Here is a 23,674-nt window from a genome sequence, read left to right as displayed (position 1 = left end):
AAGGGAGTATTTCAATTTCGGAGGAGTGGAATGATGAAAAAACGAACTATATTTTTAATTATAGTAGCACTTATGCTTGTGGGATGTAGTAGCAATGACGAGACATCGGTGAACGGTGATCCTAAAGCAGAGACAGAAGCAACGACGAAAAAGATATCCACTATTAATGGAGAAATTGAAATTCCTACAAAAGTTGAGCGACTTGTAGTGGATGCATATTTGCCAACTTCATTACTATTAGGGATAAAGCCAGTAGGTGCGACACAACGGGATTTAGATAATGTCCACATTCAAGACCAAATTGATGATATAGAAAATACAGGGGAAAGTGCAGTTGAATCTATTTTAGCTTTGAAGCCAGATTTAATTATTACAGCTGAAGCGGATGCAGAATCGTATGAAAAGCTATCCAAAATAGCACCGACTGTTGTATTGCCCTATGAAACCTACCGTAGTGTGGAAGAAGAAGTAAAAGGGCTCGCTGAAATTTTAGGAAAACAAGCTGAAGGAGAAGCTTGGCTGAAAATGTTTGCAGAGAAAGTCTCAGAAAATCGTGAAAAGTTAGCAGAAGTTTTAGATCCAAATGAAACGTATTCAATTTTTGGGGCATACAGCAAAGACTTTTATTTATACGGTGATGGTATTTATCGTGGTGGGCAAGCAATTTATAAGCAATTGCAACTAAAAGCACCCGAAAGTACTCAAAAGGAATTAATTGAAACTGGGGAAACGTACAAGCAAGTCTCTTATGAAGTATTACCTGAATATGCGGGAGATTATATTTTCTTAGATGAATCGAATGGTGCCGAGTTAAACAGAGAAGATTCTTTGTGGAAGTCAATGGATGCAGTGAAAAATAACAATGTATTTTATTTAGATGCAGAAAGATTTTGGGCGTTTGACCCGATTGCTGTACTTGCCCAAGTAGAAGAAGTGACAAATATGCTGTTAGAAAAGAAAAAGAGTGAAAAATAAAAGATGAAATGAGGAATGCCGAATATGACGATAGAAATGTATGATGTAACGATTGTTGGTGGGGGACCCGCAGGCCTTTATACATCTTTTTATAGTGGGATGCGCGACTTAAAGACAAAAATTATAGAATATAGCTCTCAGCTTGGTGGTCGAATGTTAATTTATCCTGAAAAGATGATCTGGGATGTTGGTGCTGTAACACCAATATTAGGTGGACAGCTAATCGAACAACTAGTTGAACAGGCAAAAACATTTGATCCAACGATAGTATTAAATCAAAAAGTTGAAAAATTAGAAAAGCAGAGTGATGGTACATTTATGTTAACGTCCTCAACAGGCGAGAAACACTATTCGAAAACGGTCATTTTAGCAGTTGGATATGGTGTACTTTCTATGCAAAAGCTCGATATAGCTGGAGTAGATCGCTATGAGGTGACAAATTTATATTACACAGTACAGGAATTAGAAATTTTCCGTAATAAGCATGTTTTAATTTCTGGTGGTGGTAATTCTGCTGTGGATTGGGCAAATGAGCTAGAGCCAATTGCTGCTAGTGTAACAATTGTTCATCGACGTGATGAATTTGGTGGTCATGAAAAAAATGTTATAAAAATGCGCGAATCCTCTATATCTATAAAAACACCTTACGAAGTGGTGCAATTGCATGGTGATGGTGATTTAATACAGTCCGTGTCAATTGCCAATAAAGAAACAGACGAAGTCGAACAATTAGAAGTGGACGCAGTCATCGTTAATCATGGCTTAAAATGTGATTATGGCGCACTTGAAGAGTGGGGTTTAAATATTCAAGACGGAGTAGCTATTGTCAACGAAAAGCGTGAAACAAATATAGAAGGGGTTTATGGTGCAGGAGATTTTGTAGATCATCCTTCTAAGGTAAGATTAATAGCGGGTGCATTTACGGATGGTATTTTAGCGTTGAATAGTGCAAAGCTTTATTTAGAGCCAGATGCACCAAAAGTGGCGTACGTGTCTTCCCACAATATTCGATTCAAAGAACGAAATAAAAAAATAGGATTAGTGGATAATGACTATCGTGAAGTACGAGGTTAACTATAAAAAATCACCATCGACTAGCAATAATTGATGGTGATTTTTTTACGATAACGTGAATTAAACTGAAGTTATTCCGGTAAAAGCCAAGATTGTTCCGATAAAATGAGATTTTATTCCGATAAATCTCCAAAGTATTCATCCAAGGTTGAATAAATTAGTAAACAAATCTATTATTTTGCAATTTTTCGTTGTATAGTTTTGTTATAATATATAGGTAATGGGTATTATTAGTGGAATTTTGCACAAATTGCGGGGAGCAAAATAGTGAGGAAGTATTGTTTTGTACATACTGTAGTAAAGTTGCAATCGAGCTATAAAGAAGGTTCCACTAGTTATGAACATAAAAAAGAAATATGTCTTTTCGTCTTACAAACGAAAAAGACAAAATGTTAATGAGGTGTACATATGAAAAACTGTTTAGCATGTGGTCATGCGCAGGATGACGGAAGATTTTGTGGGAAATGTGGAGCTCCGATTGAAAATGCTGCACAAGAACGAGCAGCAACAACGCATAGCATGAGTGATGAACAACCACACTCACAATATACGCAGACTGCTCAGAATACTACGCAAAGTAATGAGCAAATTGAATTAATTAAAAAGCAATCTAAATTATACGTTAATTATTTTGTAGAACAATTAAAAATGCCATCCGCAAATTTTAATGTAGAAGCTACTTGGAAAAATAGTATTATTAGTATGATTATCTATGTTGTATTAACAGCAATATCAGTATTCACATTAATAAAACAATTCTTTTCAGGAGGATTTGGTTTCTTTGAAAGCATTGCTCCATCCTTCATTCAAGTATTTTTTTACATGTCGTTATTCATTTCTTTACTAATAGTAATAAGTATCTTTGCTATATTTTTAACGGCAAAACTATTTTCTGAAAGTCTAAGTTTTACAAATGTTATTAGTAAAATAGGAAATTATTATACACTACCTATAGCTATTATGGTTTTAAGTATTTTATTAGGATTGTTGAAATCATTCTCGTATTCAACAACGATGATATACATTGGATTTGCGTTAGCTATTGGTATTATCCCTATGTTTGTCATGATTAAGTTGTTAAGTAATAAATCTAAAAACATTGATAGTTTTTATGGTTTTATTTTCTATTTAGTAGTAACAGTTATTTTATCTTCGATTGTTTTCTCATTTATGATAGACTCTGCAGTCGGAGAAGTGTTTAAATTTTTTAAATAACTAATCATTGATACATTCAAAACTATTGTCAAATGTATATTTCATATGGTAATATTGCAAAGTATGTAACGTGTACATATGTAGCCGACATATTCGGGCTATGTAAGGTACAGTTCGATAATACTCTGTTCCAGATGGTTCAGGGCGAGAGGAGAAAACGAATATGAAACAAGGAATTCATCCAGATTACAAAGAAGCAACAGTAACTTGCTCTTGTGGTAATACTTTCAAAACTGGTTCAGTAAAAGAAAACATCGTTGTCGAGTTCTGCAACGACTGTCACCCATTCTATACTGGCCGTCAAAAATTCGCGTCTGCTGATGGTCGCGTGGATCGTTTCAACAAAAAATACGGTCTTAAAAACTAATGTTAGTTTAATACCTGCCAAGCATGTGCTTGGCAGGTATTTTTTTCAGTATAATCAATTATGCCTCGGCATAATTGCGTCAGGAATCGGCTTTGTACTTGCACAAAGAACGCCTTTAATCCGCATTCACCTCGCCCCGACAGAGGTGGGAAACAACTACTGAAAGAAGTTAAAGAAATACGTTGATGCGAGTCTTTTCAGTATCCAGCTCGACATGAAGAAAGGGAGAAGACAAAATGGCACAGCTATATTTTAAACACGGTGCAATGAACAGTGGTAAATCCATAGAAATTTTAAAAGTTGCGCATAACTATGAAGAACAACAAAAACCTGTAATGATGTTTACACCAGGCATAGATACGCGAGATGAAGTAGGCTTTATCTCAAGTCGAGTAGGCTTACGTCAACAAGCCATTCCTGTTAATGATGATACAAATATTTTTGAGCTAGTAAAAAACAATGCTGTAAAACCATACTGTGTACTTGTTGATGAAGTACAATTTCTAAAAAAAGAACATGTTTTGCAGTTAGCATATATCGTAGATGAGTTAGATATTCCAGTTATGGGCTTCGGTCTAAAAAACGATTTCCAAAATGAGCTTTTTGAAGGCAGTCAGTATATGCTTACATATGCAGATAAAATTGAGGAAATGAAAACGATTTGCTGGTTCTGTCATAAAAAAGCGACAATGAATTTACGTGTTGATGAAAGTCGAAAGCCTGTTTATACAGGTGATCAAATTCAAATTGGCGGGAATGATTCATACTATCCGGTGTGTCGTAAATGTCACGCGAATCCGCCGCTATAAGGCAAAATGCTCCAGTTGATAGAACGAAGAAAAAGTAGCATACATGCGAAGATTTCCTTATACTAAGTAGTGGAAATAATAAATGTTTATAAAAAATTCTTCCGCGTTTAGCGTAATATTAATGTAAGTTTCTCTTTTTCAGTAAGAGCAAACTTCATAAAAAAGGTTCATCACCAAAAGTTATGGATGACTTTTGTTAAAACGTCCACTATGTAAATAAGTTGATTGGAGTGGAGACTGGGCGACTCCTCGGGGATTAGCAATATAGAGGAACGAAGGCTAAAAACATCACGTCCTGTGATAACGCCTTCGTGACCAACATCCTGTTGCCCCGACGCCCCCAGGAAGCTCTGCTCTGCGCGAAAGCGAAGCGTCAGCGGCAAAGTGCCCAGACGGAACGGAAATCAACCACACGTTTTGGTGATGATCCATAAAAAATTTAATAGAGGTGAAATCCATGTTCGATCGATTACAAGCAGTAGAGGATCGTTACGAAAGGTTAACAGAGCTTTTAAGTGATCCCGATATTGTAAATGATAGTAAAAAATTACGTGAATATTCTAAAGAACAATCAGATATCCAGGAAACTGTAGATGCATATCGTGAATATAAAAGTGTAAAAGAGCAATTAGCTGATACTCGTGAGATGCTAGATAATGAAAAAGATCCTGATATGCATGAAATGGTGAAAGAAGAATTCAACCTTCTAAAAGAACAGCAAGAAGAGTTAGAAGACCGTTTACGTATTCTATTAATTCCAAAAGATCCTAATGATAATAAAAACGTTATTATGGAGATTCGTGGGGCAGCTGGTGGAGACGAAGCGAATATTTTCGCGGGCGATTTATTCCGTATGTATTCTCGTTATGCAGAGACACAAGGCTGGAAAATTGACATAATGGAAGCGACGCCAAACCCAATGGGCGGCTATAAAGAAGTTATATTTATGATTAACGGTCAAGGTGCATATTCAAAATTCAAATTTGAAAATGGCGCACACCGTGTACAACGTGTACCAGCAACAGAATCTCAAGGGCGTATCCATACATCGACAGCGACAGTAGCTTGCTTACCTGAAGTTGAAGAAGTAGATGTGGATATCCATGAGAAAGATATCCGAGTAGATACATTTGCATCTTCTGGTGCCGGTGGTCAATCGGTAAATACAACGATGTCAGCTGTGCGTATGACCCACTTACCAACAGGTGTTGTTGTATCGATGCAGGACGAACGATCACAAATTAAAAACCGTGAAAAGGCAATGAAAATTCTGCGTGCTCGTGTTGCTGATATGTATTTGCAAGAAGCACAAAAGGAAATCGATGCTACACGTAAATCAGCTGTAGGTTCAGGCGATCGCTCTGAGCGTATTCGCACATACAATTATCCACAAAACCGAGTTACAGACCACCGTATTGGTTTAACGATTCAAAAACTAGATCAAATCGTCGAAGGTAGACTAGACGAAATCATTGATACGCTCATTTTAGAAGAGCAAGCATCGAAGTTAGAGCGATTAAATGATGACCTATAATAATGTAATGGAGGCCCTTCAATGGGCTTCTTCTTTTTTAGTGGATAATGGTCGTGAGGAAACAGCGGCACGTATTGTCATGCAGCATATACTTGGCACTAGCTATTCAGAAGTAATGTTACACCTTCAAGACGCATTAACAGCTGAACAACAAGAGAAATTTAAAGAACTTATCGAAGAGCATGCGAGTGGACGACCTGTACAGTATTGCATCGGTAGTGAAGAATTTTATGGCCGTTCATTTATTGTCGATGAGTCAGTACTTATTCCTAGACCGGAGACGGAGGAATTAGTACTTGGAACGATTAATCGTATGAACAAAATATTTGAAAACCAAAGCTTGAAGCTTGCGGATATCGGTACCGGTAGTGGTGCAATTGCTCTTTCTATGAAGTTAGAATGTCCAGAGCTAACAGTCGTAGCCACTGATTTATCTGAGGCTGCTTTATCTACGGCGCAAAAAAATGCACAAAGATTGGCGGCGGATATTGATTTTCGACTAGGGGATTTAACGAAACCTCTGTCAGGTGAGAAATTTGATATCGTTTTATCGAACCCGCCGTATATTGCTTTTGATGAAGCAAAAGAGATGTCAAATACTGTGCTAGAGCATGAACCACATAGTGCTCTTTTTGCAGAAGAAGACGGACTCATTTTATATAGAAAATTGGCTGAACAGCTTCCACCCCTTATGAATAAACCAGCCCTCATTGGTCTTGAAATCGGATATACACAAGGGGAGCAGGTCACTCAATTCTTTAAAAATAGTTTTCCGCAGGCTACAGTTTCGATAGAAAAAGATATAAACGGTAAGCCCCGAATGATTTTTTGTGAAATTCATGTATAAAGTATCTACTTCTTGCCCACAATGTGGAGCAAGGAGGGATTTTTATGTTAAACGAATACAAGATTATTAGATTACCAAAACAAAATATCTTTTTAGCTTTTGCAAGATTAGTAGTCATTGCGATTTCTTTACAATTATGTATTTTATATATTCCATCATTAGTAGGTTTTGCGAAAGAAGCTAGCAATCAAGAGCAAGAAAATGATTTTCGTATACGCGTGATTGCAAATAGCAATACGACACAAGATCAGCTTGAAAAGGAACAGCTTGTCCAAAATTTAAAGCCGTATTTTAAGCAAGTAGTTGCAAGTGCTGGAGCTAAAACTGTGGATAACGAGCAAATGCTTTCATTGAAACAGGAAATTGAAGCGGAAATCAAAAAGAATTATCCACAGCTTCATACACAGGTTGTAATTGGGGATAACTTATTTCCACCGAAGAGACATAACGCAGTACTTTATCCACAAAATTTATATCAATCGATTGTTGTGAAAATCGGTGATGCACGTGGTGATAACTGGTGGTGTAGCATATTCCCCTCAATTTGTGAGCCCGATAAAGATGAACAGAAAGAAGAAATAAAAGAAGAAAAGGAACCAGTTACATTTTTTATATGGGAATGGATAAAAGGTTTTTTTGAATGAATTGTTTACAAATTCAGATAACTTATGCACAATTTTTAATAAGTTATAAACATTATGTGGATAATTCAGTAAAAACGAATAATTGAAGGAAGGTTTTAATTATGGAAACCGTTTGCAAAATTGTGGATAGAAATGTGAATAGTCAGACAAATTATGCACAGGCTGTGGATATCTTAAATGCAGGTGAGGTCGTAGCATTTCCAACAGAAACGGTTTATGGGCTTGGAGCTATTGCAACAATTGATACAGCAGTCAAAAAGATATTTGAAGCAAAAGGTCGTCCTTCAGACAATCCGCTAATTGTTCACATTGGCACGAAAGAGGAAGTTGAACTCTATATCGAGCATATTTCAGAAGTAGCAAAAAAATGCATGGATTTATTTTGGCCAGGTCCACTGACACTTGTCATGCCTGTAAAGCCAAATGTGTTGGCAGACAGTGTGACAGCTGGTCTTACTACTGTCGGCATCCGTATGCCAGATCATCCAGTTGCACTCGACTTACTGCAACAATTAAAAAAGCCACTTGCTGCGCCAAGTGCTAATCGTAGTGGGAAGCCGAGTCCTACAGAAGCTGTACATGTTCAAGATGATTTGGAAGGGTACATACCTTATATTTTAGATGGAGGTACTACTGGGATCGGGCTCGAATCCACAGTGTTAGACGTTACACACGAACCTCCAGTAATTTTGCGTCCAGGCGGAATTACAAAAGAAATGTTAGAGGCTAAAATCGGTCCAGTACTTCAACCTTCAAAAACAGAGCAGACATTAGAGACTACTCCGAAAGCCCCTGGTATGAAATATACACACTATGCACCTAACGCCCCTGTGCTATTAATTGATTGTGATTTGAAAAAAGTTCATGAGGCTGTACATCAATTACAAAAACAAGGACATAAAGTAGCGTTACTTGCACCAGCTAGTTTTGTTGACAGCAAGGCTGATTATTATTTCTCAGTAGGAGAAGCTGGTAGTAAAGAAGAAATGGGTGCGGCATTGTATCATGCCCTAAGAGCTTGCGATAAAACAGCGGCTACAATAATTCTAGCGACTACTACATCGACTGAAGGAGTAGGGGCTGCAATTATGAATCGACTTGAGAAAGCAGCTGGCGGGAAATGGTATACTTCGTAAATAAACTACCTAGAAAATAGTATGTTAGAGGTAACTCTGGCATACTATTTTTTTGTATCAATCAGTGGGGGTATCTACTTAGACTTTTGTACTTGAGCTGTAGTTGTGCAAGTATAGCGAGTTTTTACCATAGTGGAAGCTGATTGTTTTTTTGATAGAGTGACTTTTAGCACCATATTGTAAGGAAATTGTATTATGATATTACTGTATTTTCGAGCATAAAATGATAAAATATTAGAGAGCGAAGGAGTGCTTTCTTGCAGGGAATTCTTGCGGGTATAATAACGTCTGTAGATGTGATTGGCTTATATGTATTACTGCCAAATGTTAAGTATCGATTTTTTTTATCAGTATGGACAGCTGCGTTGCATATGCTTTTCCCGCTATTAGGCTTCGAATTAGGAAGCTATTTAATGCGTTTCCTCTTAGAATGGGGACAATGGATATCAAGTATTTTATTATTTTGTATGGGCATACATTTGCTATTATTTTCGAGGAAAGATGAAAAAGTTACAATTTCACCAATACTTTTAGCCGTGACTGCAAGCCTAGATACCTTTTCAGTAAGTGTTTCATTTGGTATGCTAAACTTAGAGAAAATGGTATTTATTATAAGTGCGGGTGTCAGTGCACTTATTTGCTCTTATGGGTCATTAGTCATTGCGCGTAAAAGTCAGACGTTACTTGGCAATAAATTTCAAATCATAACAGGAATTTTTTTCATTATTATGGGTTTCCTAGCTATCCGGCAATAGAAAAATCAGTGGAGGGTGATAAGTGTGAAAATACTATTTGTTTGCACCGGGAATACTTGTCGCAGTCCTATGGCAGAGGTTATTTTAAAACATAAACAATTGGACAATGTAGAAGTTCGTTCGGCGGGCATTTATGCGATGCCAAATGCAGAAATGTCTGCACATGCACAACAAGTATTATATGAAGCAAATATGACGCATCAGCATTTAGCAACGCAATTATCAATAACTGAAATGGAGTGGGCTGATCTAATTTTAACAATGACAACAGCTCATAAAGATACAATTATTGCTAATTTCCCAAATGCTGAACAAAAAGTTTTTACTTTAAAAGAATATGCAAGCGAAGTTAGTGGCGGAAATGTTGTAGATCCTTACGGTGGTAGTATAGGAATTTATAAAGAAACATTTGCAGAATTAACAACATTAGTAGAACGATTAGTAAAAAAAATTGAAAAGAATTGAGGGTCGCTATGAAAAAGCAGTTTGGTTTACGATTTAAACTAGTATTATTTGTTAGTTTTCTTGCACTAATCACTTACAGTATTAGTTTTATATTTATCGAATATTTACAACCTACCTTTTTCCCAGAAATCAATCGTAAACTGTTTGAAATTTTTACTTATGTGTCAGGGATAGTATGGTCAGGCATTTTGGCTGCAATTTTCAGTGTAATCTTAATTAAACCTTTACAACAGCTCGAAAATTCAGCTTCCCGAGTAGCGGAAGGGAAAATTGGACAGGATGTAGAAATGCCGAAAACAAGTGATGAAATTCGTTCTGTCGCAGAGGCATTCCAACAAATGGTGTTAAACTTAAGAGGAATGGTGGAAAGCATAGATAGTAACTTCCAGCAAACCAATCAATCAATTATCCAACTATCTGATGAAGCAGCTATTGCAACAAAAAAAGCAGAGAATATTGCTTCTACAGTAAAGCATATTTCTTCTGGTGCAGAGACATCAGCAACGGCAGTCCAAGATACAGCCGAAGCAATTGAAGATGTACGAGCCCTAGCTACAGAAGTCAATAGTAGAGCAGAAGCATCAGCAACGCAATCCAAAGAGATTCTACATAATTTAACGACAACAACAAATGCAATCGAAACGTTAGTAAATAGTATTCAACAAATTGCAGCTGGCAATAATGAGGCATTAGAAAGCATTCATCTTCTAGAGGAAAACGCTGGTCAGGTAGAACGCATCATTAGCCTAGTTGGCGATATTGCAGCACAAACAAATTTACTAGCGTTAAATGCTTCTATTGAGGCAGCGCGTGCTGGAGAACATGGAAAAGGTTTTGCTGTTGTAGCAGAAGAAGTTCGTGGCTTAGCGGATGAAAGTGCGAAAGCAGTACAAGGCATTACAACCCTTATTCAATCAATGCAACAAAACGTTGAGGTTGTAGTCAAACAAATGAATCAGCAAGTGGCATTTGCGACAAAAGAAGCTGCTCGCGTATCAGAGACGACAACAGCCGTAGAAGGCATGTCTTCAAGCGTACACGAAATGGCAACAGCCATTGTAGAAATTTCTTCATTAATCGAACAACAAATGCACAACATCGAAACAACTGCCCATCAATCCCAAGAAGTGGCAGCCATCGCAGAAGAAACGTCAGCCAGCGCACAAGAAGTCCGCAGCGCAGCAGAAGAACAAGCATACGCCATTGAGCAAGTAGAAAAACTAGCAGAAGGCCTAAAGAAACAATCTGAAGAACTACACAAAATGATTCAACAATTCGATAGACAAGCCTAAATGCGAAGATAATAGACTGTAGATAAACTCAGATGAGGTTTGAGTTTGCTACAGTTTTTTTGTTGGGGTGAGGGGATTGTGTGTGGTGGCTTTTGGAGAGGAGAGTGATGGAATGAAGAGCGGTGTTGACGGATAGAACAGCGGGGCGAAGGGTAGAGAGTGGAGAGCGACGGAAAGAGGAGCTGGAGAGAAGGATAGTCGGTCAAGTGACGGAAAGAAGGGTAGAACTGACGGATAAAGAGAGAAGAGCGACGGAAAGAAAAGCGTGATCGAAGGATAGTCGGCCAAGCGACGGAAAGAAGAGCAGCACCGACGGATAGAACGGCGGAAGCGACGGATAAAGAGAGGAGAGCGACGGAAAGCAAAGCGTGATCGAAGGATAGTCGGCCAAGCGACGGATAGAACAGCCAAACCGACGGATAAACCGCAAAATCGTGGATAGAATCGTCAAAATCGTGGATAGAATCGTCAAAATCGTGGATAGAACCGCCAAAATGATGGATAGAAAGCCGAAAGCGCGGATAAAACCGTCAAAACGTCAGATAGAGCTTCAACCTAAAAAGAATTCGCACCCCGGCGCACCCCGCTGCACCCACATCTACTCACCGAACGTTCTACACCATCAAACACTGGTAATACATAGAAAAAATACTGATATAGTATGTCCACTGTAATTGAAAAAGGAAACAAACTTTAGAAGATAGAATATTACAACAAAATGCCGTTATCCGAATTTATCAACATGATATTCACAATATCCACAGGAAAACAACCTTGAAAGTGAATGATTTTATGAACAATTACAAGAAATGTTCGTCTTTCAGGAGAAATCAGCATAAAAATGCAAGAAAAATCATGTTATTCTTGGGAAAGAAGTGGTACACTAGTGTTGACTATAATTTCGAAAAGAGGGAACCCAGTGAGAATAGCAATTTCTTCTGATCACGGAGGCAATAACTTACGTCGTGAGATTATGCAGCTGTTAGGTGAGTTAAATATCAGCTACGAAGATTTTGGTCCACAATCTGCGGATTCAGTAGACTATCCTGATTATGCAAAACCAGTTACTGAAGGTGTTGCTAGCGGGGAATTTGATAAAGGTATTTTAATTTGTGGTACAGGCATTGGTATGTCTATTGCTGCAAATAAAATTAAGGGGATTCGTTGTGCTTTAGTACATGATTTATTTAGTGCAAAAGCAACTCGTTGCCACAACGATTCAAATGTTTTAGCAATGGGTGAGCGTGTTATTGGGCCAGGCCTTGCACGTGAAATCGCTAAAGTATGGCTTGAAACAGATTTTGAAGGTGGTCGTCATACGCGACGCGTTGAAAAAATCGCTGAACTTGAGCAATAAAAAGCAGTTAAGTTTGTTAACATTTGTCCTACGCTAGAAAGTTCTTCAAAGAGCTTTTTAGCTGTGGGATATAAATAATTTAGAAATAAGGGGCTGAGCATAGTGGTTGTACAACAAATACGAACACATTTGACTCAGTTACTCAGTGAATTTGAAGAGCAGGTAACCCTAAGACCGAATACTATTTTTGTCGTAGGCTGCTCGACATCTGAAGTGATTGGTCAGAAAATTGGCACAGCAGGCGCGCTTGAAATTGGAGAGGCGATTTTTGAGCCGTTGCAGGCATTTGCCAAGAAACATCAACTACATCTAGCGTTCCAAGGTTGTGAGCATATTAATCGTGCTATTACTATGGAAGAAACAACGGCAGAACGTTTTGGTTATGAACCGGTAACAGTTGTACCAGTTCGTACTGCGGGTGGCTCGATGTCCGCTTATGCGTTTACGCAATTTACAAATCCAGTTGTAGTGGAAGCTGTGCAAGCAAATGCAGGTATTGATATTGGTCAAACTCTTATTGGTATGCATTTAAAGGCAGTAGCTGTTCCGGTTCGTACTTCTGTGCGAATGGTAGGAGAAGCGGTTGTGACAATAGCAACAACGCGTCCGAAGCTGATTGGCGGAGAGCGTGCAGTGTATAAATAAAATTACCTTTGAAAACAGTGGTATACAAATAACGATTATACTTAGGAGGCTTTTTTAAACATGGCATACGAAAAATTAGCAGTACAAGACAAAGCAGTATTAGACGGAATTCTTGCGGAAAAAAAACGTCAACAAGCAAATATTGAGTTAATCGCATCAGAAAACTTTGTATCAGAAGCAGTAATGGAAGCACAAGGTTCTGTTCTAACAAATAAATATGCTGAAGGTTATCCAGGTAAACGCTACTATGGCGGTTGTGAACACGTAGATGTTGTGGAAGATATCGCACGTGATCGTGTGAAAGAAATTTTTGGTGCAGAATATGCAAACGTACAACCACACTCTGGTGCACAAGCAAACATGGCTGTATACCACACAATTTTAGAACCAGGAGATACAGTACTTGGGATGAACCTATCTCATGGCGGCCACTTAACACACGGATCTCCTGTAAACTTCTCAGGTATTCTATATAATTTCGTTGAATATGGCGTAACAAAAGATACTCAAGTAATCGATTATGAAGATGTACGCCAAAAAGCATTAGAGCATAAGCCAAAACTAATTGTGGCGGGTGCTTCTGCATACCCACGTGAAATCGATTTTGCTAAATTCCGTGAAATTGCTGATGAAGTAGGAGCATATTTCATGGTGGATATGGCACATATCGCAGGTCTTGTAGCTACTGGTGAGCACCAATCACCAGTGCCATACGCTGATTTTGTGACATCTACAACACATAAAACATTACGTGGCCCACGTGGTGGTTTAATCCTTGCTTCGAAAGAATGGGAGCAAAAGCTTAACAAATCTGTATTCCCAGGTATCCAAGGTGGACCATTAATGCACGTAATCGCTGCAAAAGCTGTTGCATTCGGTGAAGCGTTACAACCAGAATTCAAAGAGTATGCAAAACAACTTAAAGCGAATGCTAAAGCTTTAGCAGAAGTATTAATGGCTGAAGGCGTTGAAATTGTATCAGGCGGTACGGACAACCACTTATTACTTCTTAATGTGAAATCTCTTGGCTTAACAGGTAAAGTAGCAGAGCACGCACTTGATGAAGTAGGGATTACAACAAATAAAAATACAATTCCTTACGATACAGAATCTCCATTCGTAACTTCTGGTATCCGTATTGGTACACCAGCAGTAACATCTCGTGGCTTCAATGAGGAAGACATGAAAGAAGTTGGGGCAATTATTGCTACAGTTCTTAAAAATCCAGAGGATGAAGCAGTTAAAACTGAAGCGAAAGCTCGCGTAATAGCTTTAACGGACAAACATCCATTATACGCATAATTTAATAGAAGATAAGGCTGTGGTTAAAGTGTACTTTGCACTTTAATCACAGCTTTTTTTATTGGCACTGCTGCGAGCTACTCTCGCGGACGCCTGCGGAATGGAACTCGACAAAATGTATCGAGGATAAGTTATTTTTCTGGAATGGAAATAAAATACTTTTATTTTTGAATTTATTTACATAAACTTAGTATAAAAGGATATAGTATAGAAGAGTGAGACAGATAATGTCCTTGTGAAAAAAGGATTTTTTATAAAAGTGACAATTTATTGAATTTTTATGTACAATGTAAGAGGGAGGAGGGGCTGTATGGTTACTAAAACGATGTCCATAGAAAATGAAATATTATTAAATACAATTCGTAGGTTAGGGGATCATTCTAAAGAAAGCTACGTTATTTTTGATGCGACAAATAATCATTGCGTATTGGAATGTAATGATTCTTTTTGTACGCTGACAAATACTACACGTTCGCAAATAATAAATAGCGATTATTTTGCATTGTTGTCAAACGAAGAACAGACAACTCTTGAAAAGATTAAACAAAAAATACATAGTGGAGTTTTGGTACAAGCAAAATTGCACCATAGTTGCTTCGATAAACCTCTTTTTTGGGCAGAGGTACAAGCACTCCCATTTCAAAATAATAAAGATGAAACATTATTTGTTTTAGTACTTGTGAAGGATGTTACGTACAATCACAACGTAGAGTTTTTAATGCGCCTTGAGAATGGTATGTACGAAGCGATTGAAAAGGACAATTCCTTTGATAAAAAGATGAGCATTGTTTGCAGTAGTTTAGATGAATTTTTTATGCCGAATATATCAAGTATGGTACTTGTCAAAACGGAGGCAAATCAATTACAGATTTATAGAGGGAACGATAAAATAAAAGGTTTACCCGATTGTTGTGAAAACAATGATTTTTTTAAGAGTGTTATGCAAGGGGAGACGTCCATTCTAGTGAAAAATTTGGATGATATTGATATTCCGATAGAATACAAAAGGTTTGCCAATTTATCTAAAAAGTCATTTGGGTGGTTTATGCCAATATACAATCAACAACAGCAAGCAATTGGATTGTTTGCAATATTGTTAGAGCAACATGGTGATGAAAAGAAGTTTTTTGAATTTATGTTTCGAAAAATCGGTGCTCTTGTTGCGTTGGCATATTCGTATGCAAAAACACAAAAAAAGATATGGGATTTAGCCTATGTCGATATCACAACAGGGCTACCGAATCGACACGGTTTTTTAAATAAGGTAGAAAAAGAGTGCAGTCAAAAAGGTAACATCAAAATCTTAAAGCCAAGCGAATTCCATCATATTGTCGAGTTATATGGACGTGAAGCGGGAGACGAGCTGTTAAGGCAAATTGCCAAACGTTTAAATGAAGAGAAGTATGAGCGTAACGAATATATTGCTAGATTTACAAGCTCTAGTTTAATCATGTCCAATGCAACAGCTGATGAAGATTTCTTCTATTATGAAAGGCGCATTAAAGAGATTATTCGTCAGCCTTTTATTATAGGTGGTAAGAACATTTATATTACGCTAAAAACGGGTATTGCTTTATATAACGATGAGATCAAAATGGCTGATGCAATTCGCTTTGCAGATAATGCTGTATCCTTTGCTGCCAATAAACCGGGTACTCATACGGAAATATTTACGCAAGAAAGAAATGATGTACTTGAGCAGCAAATGACCGTGTTAAACCATTTGGCACAGGCATTAAAAAATAAAGAAATCTCAGTGAATTTGCAGCCAAAGGTTGATTTACGAACAGGTGAAATTCATAGTATTGAAGCGCTTGCTCGCTGGATTTCTCCAAAACTAGGTTTCGTGTCACCGGCAATCTTTATTCCAGTGGCAGAAGGTGCAGGAAAGGTACGCGAAATCGATGTTCAAATATTAGAGTTGGTTCTTTCATGGTTAGCAAAGCGAAAGACATTAGGGAAAAAATTAGTGAAGGTGGCTGTCAATATTTCGCCGGATCATTTTTATTATGCTAATTTTGTACAGGATACATTGGGGCTCGTTCGGAAATATGATATTGATCCGAAATATATCATTTTAGAGGTGACGGAAAATATTGGCCTAGTTGATTTTCAGACAGCTTTTTCTATTATCCAGGAATTAAAGGGCTACGGCTTTAAAACTTCGGTGGACGACTTTGGCACAGGCTTTTCATCTTTAAGTTATTTACAAAGACTGCCATTTACTGAATTGAAAATAGATCGTAGCTTTATTAATGCTATTGATGATGGTGCGACACTCGCTATTGTCCGATCTATTATTCAATTAGCATTAAACCTAGGAATGACTTCGGTTGCTGAAGGTATTGAAAACAAAGAGCAAGTTGAGATTTTACGCGCATTAGGCTGTACAGTAGGACAAGGATATTTTTATTACAAACCAATGACAATAGAACAAGTAGATACAATACTTGATAAATAATCGCTAGCATATGTAGGAAACATTCTTGAAAAGGAGTTGGCCCAAATTTATTTTTGAGACGACTCCTTTTTTCTGTTATACTAGTTGAGATAAAAATGAATCCGAACGGTTAGGAGAGAATCCCTTTGAGCAAAGTATACGTATTTGATCATCCACTAATCCAACACAAGTTAACTTATATTCGTGATAAGAATACAGGAACTAAAGAATTTCGTGAGCTAGTAGACGAAGTGGCAACATTAATGGCATTCGAAATTACACGTGAGATGCCAGTAGAAGAAATTGAAATTGAGACACCGGTTACTGTTGCTAAGACAAAAGTACTTTCTGGTAAGAAACTTGCGATTGTACCGATTTTACGTGCAGGTATTGGCATGGTAGATGGCGTATTAAATCTAATTCCAGCTGCTAAAGTTGGTCATATCGGTCTTTATCGTGATCCAGAAACGTTAAAACCTGTAGAATACTATGCAAAACTTCCAGCAGATGTAGAAGAACGTGATTTCATCATTGTAGACCCAATGCTTGCAACTGGTGGATCAGCAGTGGAAGCGATCAACTCACTGAAAAAACGTGGTGCGAAAAGCATTAAATTCATGTGCTTAATCGCTGCGCCAGAGGGTGTAAAAGAAATTCAAAAACATCATCCAGATGTAGATATTTATATTGCTGCACTTGATGAAAAATTAAATGACCATGGCTACATTGTCCCAGGTCTAGGTGATGCAGGCGACCGCCTATTCGGTACAAAATAATACTGAACACTTTTTTGATAATTTCGTTCAGTATGTAATTTTTAGGAAACTTATAACTATAGAGAGCGTCCTTCATTATTGAAGGACGTTTCATAGTATGTTAGGCGAATTACTTCTATCTAAAGTTCGATCTTGCCACAAATGACGCAGATCAATGGAAGTAAAGCACTTTTCATACAAATATAACAAAGGACGGTGCAAATCGTTTTGATGAAAAAATGGAAAGTAATGACGATTTTCGGTACGAGACCAGAGGCTATTAAAATGGCCCCACTAGTATTGGAATTACAAAAGCATCCTGAGCAAATAGAATCGATTGTGACGGTAACAGCCCAACATCGCCAAATGCTCGATCAAGTTTTAGAAACATTTAAAATTACACCTGATTACGATTTGAATATTATGAAGGATCGTCAAACATTAATTGACGTGACGACGAATGCTTTACAAGGCTTAGACAAAGTCATGAAAGAAGCAAAACCGGATATTGTTTTAGTACATGGTGATACAGCAACGACTTTCATTGCAAGTCTAGCTGCATTTTATAACCAAATTGCTATCGGACATGTGGAAGCGGGTCTTCGAACTTGGAATAAGTATTCACCATACCCAGAGGAAATGAATCGCCAGTTAACAGGCGTTATGGCTGATCTTCATTTCGCACCGACAGAAGTATCAAAGAAAAACCTTTTAGATGAAAATAAAAACCCTGATACTATCTATGTCACTGGTAACACAGCAATCGACGCATTAGCTACAACAGTAAGTGAACATTACACACATCCTGTCTTAGACAAAATAGGCACAGACCGTATGATTTTATTAACAGCACATCGTCGTGAAAATCTAGGTGAACCTATGCGTCATATGTTCAGAGCGATAACAAGAATTTTAGCAGAGCATGACGATGTACAAGTAGTTTACCCAGTTCATATGAATCCAGCTGTACGAGAAATAGCGAATGAAATTTTAGGAGATCATAAGCGTGTTCATTTAATTGAACCTCTTGAAGTCTTTGATTTCCATAACTTTGCGGCTAATTCTTATATGATTTTAACGGATTCTGGTGGTGTCCAAGAGGAAGCACCTTCATTAGGTAAACCAGTTCTAGTACTAAGAGATACAACGGAGCGCCCAGAAGGTATTGCAGCAGGGACTCTAAAGCTAGCAGGAACGGAAGAAGATACTATCTATTCTCTAGCTAAACAATTAATAGAAGATACAAATGCTTATGAAGCTATGTCAAAAGCGTCAAATCCTTATGGAGATGGACATGCTTCAGAGTATATTGTGAAGGCTCTTTTGGATTTTTTACAAAAAAGCAAGTAATATCCCTTTTCAGAAATGAAAAATGAGTCTAATGTACTAATTGCGGTAGGCGGGCTAATTTGCGAGCATATATGTGTCGCAAATTAGCTTTTTTTTGCATAAACGTTGACTGTGTTTTTGAAACTATGAATTTCCATACACAAATTTGTCAACAATTTGTCAAGACTATAGTGGCTGTGAAGTTTTTCTACTTTACTAATTGACTTCAAATATCTCCTATTGTATGCTTACAAAGGGTAAGAATGATAAGGGTTTCTATTCGTAAATAGAGGTTGAAACACTTGTTACATCAAGTTTCTACTAAATTGACAGTTCAAACCAAAAGCTGTCGATTTGCAACGTTTTGTGCGTTTCGGGGTGTAAGATTTTTTTGGGATTTACACCTGTAATTTCAAAATGACGCTCTCCCGTTACTATTCCGCTGTGAGTAGTGTTTTTCACTGCTCTTTTCTGATTTCACATAGTGGTCAGCAAATGTTTCTTTACTCGAAAAAATGATTCAGGAGATTATAAACCAATGCTAGATTTGCATCACATTTTTGCTATGCAGAAGAGAGCGTTATTTTTTTTGCTCGCACTCTGTGCATTAGGCTGGGGATTTACGCCCTATCAGACGTTTTTTGCGGGCATCGCAATCGGTGCATTATTTGGTACGTATAATTTTTGGATTTTAGTTCGCCGTATGGAGAAGTTTGATCGATCCATTAGTGAAGGGAAGAAAATAGGCTCACTTGGTACAATGCTCCGCTTTGGATCAGGTGTAGCGGCAGTCGCTCTAGCCATTTCGTTGCCAAACTATTTTCACTTAATTAGCACGGTCATAGGGCTAATGATTCCGTACCTTTTTCTCTTTGTCGAGAGAATTGTGTCCCATGTAAGGAACCGCTAATGTGCTTTAAATTAGAAAGAGAGGTGAAAAATAACAATGAATCATGAAGCTCCATTGAAAGTAGTTGATTTCGGTCTTTTTACACTAACATTCAACCTTTCAACTGTAATGATGTTGCTAGTTGCAGCTGTAATCGTTTTCTTAATCGCATTTATCTCAACTAGAAGCCTAAAGTTAAAACCTACAGGTATGCAAAACTTTATGGAATGGATTATGGATTTCGTAAAGAACATCATCAAAAGCAACATGGACTGGAAAACTGGTGGACGATTCCATATTTTAGGTATCACGTTAATTATGTTTATCGCTGTATCTAACTTATTAGGTCTTCCATTCTCTATCGTCTATGATCACCAACTTTGGTGGAAATCACCTACAGCTGACCCAACTGTTACAATGACGCTTGCAGCAATGATTTTAGCCTTAACACATTTCTATGGTATTAAAATGAAGGGGACAGGCCATTATGTTGGTACATTCTTCAAACCAATGTCATTCATGTTCCCGCTAAAAATCGTTGAAGAGTTTGCGAACACTTTAACATTAGGTCTTCGTCTTTACGGTAACATTTATGCAGGTGAGATTTTACTTGGCTTAATCGCAAGTTTAGCTGTTACGGGTCCAATTGGATTCATCGGAGCAATTGTTCCAATGATGGCATGGCAAGGTTTCTCTATTTTCATCGGCTTTATCCAAGCCTTTATCTTCACAATGTTAACAATGGTTTACATGGCTCATAAAGTGAGCGATGACCATTAATATAAAGCATAATTCTTATGCTTAAACCAAAAAAACAAACAATTCCAAGGAGGAAATTTTCAAATGGGTTTATTAGCAGCAGCAATCGCAATCGGTCTAGGTGCACTTGGTGCAGGTATCGGTAACGGTCTTATCGTTTCAAAAACAGTAGAAGGTATCGCTCGTCAACCAGAAGCTCGTGGCGTTCTTCAAACTACAATGTTCATCGGGGTAGCATTAGTTGAAGCCCTACCAATCATCGCAGTAGTAATCGCATTCATCGTAATGAACAAATAATTCAGTTTTACACTGAATTCTAGTGGCGAAGCAGAAATCTCTAGATGAAACTTCGCCCTTCATTTTGGAACTGATAAAAGCTATGTGTAAATATAGCTTTTTAAAATAGGTAGTTTTTCAAGTAATTAATTAATTTATTATGTTGAAGTCAAAGCTCTTGAAGGGAGTGAAACAATCGTGTTTTTAGATAATCTTGTACTAGGCAGCGCTAGTGCCGGTTTCAACGGTGGTGACATCGCAGCAACATTAATCATTTTCCTAGTGTTAATGTTTTTACTTAAAAAGTTTGCTTGGGGTCCACTTATGGGCATCATGCAACAACGTGAAGAATTAGTAGCTAGTGAAATCGAAGCAGCTGAAAAAGCTCGCAAAGATTCTCACCAATATTTAGAAGAACAAAAGAGCCTTCTTAAAGAAGCTCGTACGGAAGCACAATCGATTGTTGAGGGCGCTAAGAAGCAAGGCGAAATGCAAAAAGAAGAAATTCTTACTGCAGCTCGCAATGAAGCAAACCGCTTAAAAGAATCGGCTTTACGTGAAATTGAGTCTGAAAAAGAAAAAGCTATTGCAGCTGTACGTGATGAAGTCGTTTCATTATCTGTACTTGCAGCATCTAAAGTCCTTAGCAAAGAGATTTCTGAGGCAGACAACCGTGCTCTAATTGAAGAGACGATTGCGAAGGCAGGGGAAGCTCGATGAGTAATTCAACTGTAGCAAAACGTTACGCACAAGCGCTATTTGAATTAGCGCAACAAAAAAACATTCTTGCTGAAGTTGGAGCAGACTTAAACGAGCTAACAAAAGTAGTCAAAGAATCTCCTGATTTTTTAACACTTTTAAATGCTCCTAAGTTCTCTATCGAACGTAAGAAACAAATGGTAGCTGAAATCTTTGCAGGTGCATCTCCAGAGGTTTTACACACAGTTCAACTACTTGTTGAGAAAAAACGTGTAAACGAAGTGAAGCTTATTGCGAACGCATATGCTGAGCTTGCTGCACAGGCACAAGGTTCTGCAGATGCAACAGTATTCTCTACTCGTGCACTTTCTGCTGAAGAAAGCGCTAATATTTCTACAACATTTGCGAAACTTGTAGGGAAACAAACATTAAACATTACAAACGAAATTGATCCATCACTTCTTGGTGGTATTCGTGTTCAAATCGGTAATCATATTTATGATAGCTCAGTAGCGAACAAGCTTGAGCGCTTAAAACGTGAATTAATCGGTTAATAATTTAGAAATGTGAGAGGTGACATACATGGGCATCAAGGCTGAAGAAATCAGCAGTCTGATTAAACAACAGATTGAGAATTATGAATCTGAACTTAAAGTAAGCGAAGTTGGTACAGTTATCCGTATTGGTGACGGTATCGCACTTGCTCATGGCCTCGACAACGCCATGGCTGGAGAGCTTTTAGAGTTCTCTAACGGTGTTATGGGTATGGCTCAAAACCTAGAAGAAGGTAACGTTGGTATCGTAATCTTAGGTCCATATGCTGACATCAAAGAAGGCGATGAAGTTCGTCGTACAGGTCGTATCATGGAAGTACCAGTTGGTGAAGAACTAATTGGCCGTGTTGTAAACCCACTTGGTCAACCAGTGGATGGACAAGGTCCAATCAACACAACAAAATCTCGTCCAATCGAAAGCCCAGCTTTCGGTGTAATGGCTCGTAAATCAGTACACGAACCACTACAAACTGGTATCAAAGCGATTGACGCTTTAGTACCAATCGGTCGTGGTCAACGTGAGTTAATCATCGGTGACCGTCAAACTGGTAAAACATCAGTAGCAATCGATACAATCTTAAACCAAAACGGTGAAAACATGATTTGTATCTACGTTGCTATCGGTCAAAAAGAATCAACTGTACGTGGTGTAGTTGAAACGTTACGTAAGCACGGTGCATTAGATTATACAATCGTTGTAACTGCTGCTGCGTCTCAACCAGCTCCATTACTTTACTTAGCACCATTTGCTGGTGTTTCTATGGCAGAAGAATTCATGTTACAAGGTAAGCACGTTTTAATCGTGTATGATGATCTTTCTAAACAAGCATCAGCTTACCGTGAACTTTCACTTCTTCTACGCCGTCCTCCAGGTCGTGAAGCATACCCTGGTGATGTATTCTACTTACACAGCCGCTTACTTGAACGTGCTGCGAAGTTAAATGAAACATATCAAAATGGTTCTATTACAGCTCTTCCATTCGTTGAGACACAAGCTGGGGATATCTCTGCATACATCCCAACTAACGTAATCTCAATTACTGATGGACAAATTTTCTTACAATCTGACTTATTCAACTCAGGTGTACGTCCAGCGATTAACGCCGGTCTTTCTGTATCACGTGTAGGTGGATCTGCTCAAATTAAAGCGATGAAAAAAGTTGCGGGTACACTACGTCTTGACTTAGCTGCATTCCGTGAGCTTGAATCATTTGCTCAATTCGGTTCAGATTTAGATAAAATTACACTTGCTAAACTTGAGCGTGGTAAACGTACGGTTGAAGTTCTTAAACAAGACCTAAACAAACCACTTAAAGTTGAAAAACAAGTTGCCATCCTTTATGCATTAACTAAAGGTCACTTAGATGATATTCCAGTACAAGATATCGTTCGCTTTGAAAATGAATTCTTAAGCTGGTTAGATTCAAACCACACAAACGTTTTAGATCACGTTCGTACTACAAAAGAGCTTGCTCCTGATGCGGATTACGTTGAAGCAATCAATGCATTCAAAAAAACTTTCGCTAAATCAGAATAAGTTCGAGCAGTCACTTGAT

At 37.9% G+C, this 23,674-nt stretch carries 25 protein-coding genes; all 25 read left to right on the top strand.

Translation table 11 applies throughout. From position 1 onward, the window contains the following. The first annotated feature begins 30 nt into the window (after window positions 1-30). Window positions 31-975: an ABC transporter substrate-binding protein gene (locus ABNX05_RS16120; RefSeq protein WP_349660646.1), complete on the top strand. Its 945-nt coding sequence runs from the start codon at window positions 31-33 to the stop codon at window positions 973-975. 24 nt (window positions 976-999) lie between these two features. Then, window positions 1,000-2,049, top strand: a complete 1,050-nt coding sequence (locus ABNX05_RS16115; protein WP_349660645.1) for an NAD(P)/FAD-dependent oxidoreductase — start codon at window positions 1,000-1,002, stop codon at window positions 2,047-2,049. 233 nt (window positions 2,050-2,282) lie between these two features. Further along, the gene (locus ABNX05_RS26410; protein WP_432760155.1) at window positions 2,283-2,369 is read left to right on the top strand and encodes a zinc-ribbon domain-containing protein; all 87 of its coding nucleotides are present in this window, start codon (window positions 2,283-2,285) and stop codon (window positions 2,367-2,369) included. An 88-nt stretch (window positions 2,370-2,457) separates the two neighbouring features. After that, window positions 2,458-3,264 (top strand): DUF6574 domain-containing protein, encoded by an 807-nt coding sequence (locus tag ABNX05_RS16110; protein WP_349660644.1) that lies wholly within the window; start codon window positions 2,458-2,460, stop codon window positions 3,262-3,264. Window positions 3,265-3,427: 163 nt separating this feature from the next. Next, window positions 3,428-3,631 (top strand): 50S ribosomal protein L31, encoded by a 204-nt coding sequence (gene rpmE, locus ABNX05_RS16105; protein ID WP_010857976.1) that lies wholly within the window; start codon window positions 3,428-3,430, stop codon window positions 3,629-3,631. A 236-nt stretch (window positions 3,632-3,867) separates the two neighbouring features. Then, a complete protein-coding gene (locus tag ABNX05_RS16100) occupies window positions 3,868-4,440 on the top strand; it encodes a thymidine kinase (protein ID WP_349660643.1) in 573 nt (190 codons plus the stop codon). Window positions 4,441-4,897: 457 nt separating this feature from the next. Beyond that, complete coding sequence (gene prfA / locus ABNX05_RS16095) at window positions 4,898-5,974, top strand: peptide chain release factor 1 (RefSeq protein WP_349660642.1); 1,077 nt, start codon at window positions 4,898-4,900, stop codon at window positions 5,972-5,974. Further along, the gene (gene prmC / locus ABNX05_RS16090; RefSeq protein ID WP_349660641.1) at window positions 5,961-6,821 is read left to right on the top strand and encodes a peptide chain release factor N(5)-glutamine methyltransferase; all 861 of its coding nucleotides are present in this window, start codon (window positions 5,961-5,963) and stop codon (window positions 6,819-6,821) included. Before prfA ends, prmC begins: the two co-directional genes overlap by 14 nt. 44 nt (window positions 6,822-6,865) lie before the next feature. Further along, complete coding sequence (locus tag ABNX05_RS16085; protein ID WP_349660640.1) at window positions 6,866-7,465, top strand: stage II sporulation protein R; 600 nt, start codon at window positions 6,866-6,868, stop codon at window positions 7,463-7,465. A 101-nt stretch (window positions 7,466-7,566) separates the two neighbouring features. Further along, entirely contained in the window at window positions 7,567-8,601 is a 1,035-nt protein-coding gene (locus tag ABNX05_RS16080) for an L-threonylcarbamoyladenylate synthase (RefSeq protein WP_349660639.1), read from the top strand. 257 nt (window positions 8,602-8,858) lie between these two features. After that, entirely contained in the window at window positions 8,859-9,356 is a 498-nt protein-coding gene (locus ABNX05_RS16075) for a manganese efflux pump MntP (RefSeq protein WP_349660638.1), read from the top strand. 24 nt (window positions 9,357-9,380) lie between these two features. After that, window positions 9,381-9,821, top strand: coding sequence for a low molecular weight protein arginine phosphatase (locus ABNX05_RS16070; RefSeq protein WP_349660637.1), 441 nt, complete (start codon window positions 9,381-9,383; stop codon window positions 9,819-9,821). A gap of 8 nt (window positions 9,822-9,829) precedes the next feature. Then, window positions 9,830-11,113 carry a methyl-accepting chemotaxis protein gene (locus tag ABNX05_RS16065; protein ID WP_349660636.1) on the top strand — a complete coding sequence of 428 codons (1,284 nt, stop codon included), beginning with the start codon at window positions 9,830-9,832 and terminating at the stop codon, window positions 11,111-11,113. 919 nt (window positions 11,114-12,032) lie between these two features. Further along, window positions 12,033-12,470 (top strand): ribose 5-phosphate isomerase B, encoded by a 438-nt coding sequence (gene rpiB, locus ABNX05_RS16060; protein ID WP_349660635.1) that lies wholly within the window; start codon window positions 12,033-12,035, stop codon window positions 12,468-12,470. A gap of 102 nt (window positions 12,471-12,572) precedes the next feature. After that, window positions 12,573-13,115, top strand: a complete 543-nt coding sequence (locus ABNX05_RS16055) for a TIGR01440 family protein (RefSeq protein WP_349660634.1) — start codon at window positions 12,573-12,575, stop codon at window positions 13,113-13,115. A 60-nt stretch (window positions 13,116-13,175) separates the two neighbouring features. Further along, window positions 13,176-14,417 carry a serine hydroxymethyltransferase gene (glyA, locus tag ABNX05_RS16050; RefSeq protein ID WP_349660633.1) on the top strand — a complete coding sequence of 414 codons (1,242 nt, stop codon included), beginning with the start codon at window positions 13,176-13,178 and terminating at the stop codon, window positions 14,415-14,417. A gap of 310 nt (window positions 14,418-14,727) precedes the next feature. Continuing rightward, the gene (locus ABNX05_RS16045) at window positions 14,728-16,878 is read left to right on the top strand and encodes an EAL domain-containing protein (RefSeq protein WP_349660632.1); all 2,151 of its coding nucleotides are present in this window, start codon (window positions 14,728-14,730) and stop codon (window positions 16,876-16,878) included. A 125-nt stretch (window positions 16,879-17,003) separates the two neighbouring features. Next, window positions 17,004-17,633, top strand: a complete 630-nt coding sequence (gene upp, locus ABNX05_RS16040; protein WP_079559406.1) for a uracil phosphoribosyltransferase — start codon at window positions 17,004-17,006, stop codon at window positions 17,631-17,633. Window positions 17,634-17,840: 207 nt separating this feature from the next. Next, window positions 17,841-18,962 carry a non-hydrolyzing UDP-N-acetylglucosamine 2-epimerase gene (wecB, locus tag ABNX05_RS16035; protein ID WP_349660631.1) on the top strand — a complete coding sequence of 374 codons (1,122 nt, stop codon included), beginning with the start codon at window positions 17,841-17,843 and terminating at the stop codon, window positions 18,960-18,962. A 517-nt stretch (window positions 18,963-19,479) separates the two neighbouring features. Beyond that, on the top strand, window positions 19,480-19,851 hold the full coding sequence (locus tag ABNX05_RS16030; protein WP_349660630.1) for an ATP synthase subunit I: 372 nt from the start codon (window positions 19,480-19,482) through the stop codon (window positions 19,849-19,851). A 36-nt stretch (window positions 19,852-19,887) separates the two neighbouring features. After that, window positions 19,888-20,610, top strand: a complete 723-nt coding sequence (atpB, locus tag ABNX05_RS16025) for a F0F1 ATP synthase subunit A (protein ID WP_349660629.1) — start codon at window positions 19,888-19,890, stop codon at window positions 20,608-20,610. A 63-nt stretch (window positions 20,611-20,673) separates the two neighbouring features. Further along, window positions 20,674-20,886, top strand: coding sequence for a F0F1 ATP synthase subunit C (gene atpE, locus ABNX05_RS16020; protein WP_049668022.1), 213 nt, complete (start codon window positions 20,674-20,676; stop codon window positions 20,884-20,886). Between the two features lie 177 nt (window positions 20,887-21,063). Then, complete coding sequence (gene atpF / locus ABNX05_RS16015; RefSeq protein WP_349660628.1) at window positions 21,064-21,585, top strand: F0F1 ATP synthase subunit B; 522 nt, start codon at window positions 21,064-21,066, stop codon at window positions 21,583-21,585. Further along, a complete protein-coding gene (locus ABNX05_RS16010; protein WP_349660627.1) occupies window positions 21,582-22,118 on the top strand; it encodes a F0F1 ATP synthase subunit delta in 537 nt (178 codons plus the stop codon). Before atpF ends, ABNX05_RS16010 begins: the two co-directional genes overlap by 4 nt. A gap of 28 nt (window positions 22,119-22,146) precedes the next feature. Beyond that, complete coding sequence (gene atpA, locus ABNX05_RS16005) at window positions 22,147-23,655, top strand: F0F1 ATP synthase subunit alpha (protein WP_349660626.1); 1,509 nt, start codon at window positions 22,147-22,149, stop codon at window positions 23,653-23,655. Window positions 23,656-23,674 lie beyond the last annotated feature (19 nt).

Source organism: Lysinibacillus zambalensis, assembly GCF_040183165.1.
In the GTDB taxonomy this organism is placed as follows: Bacteria; Bacillota; Bacilli; order Bacillales_A; family Planococcaceae; genus Lysinibacillus; species Lysinibacillus zambalensis.
The sequence above is the reverse complement of the archived record's forward strand: the minus strand, read 5'-3'. Positions and strand labels throughout refer to the sequence as shown.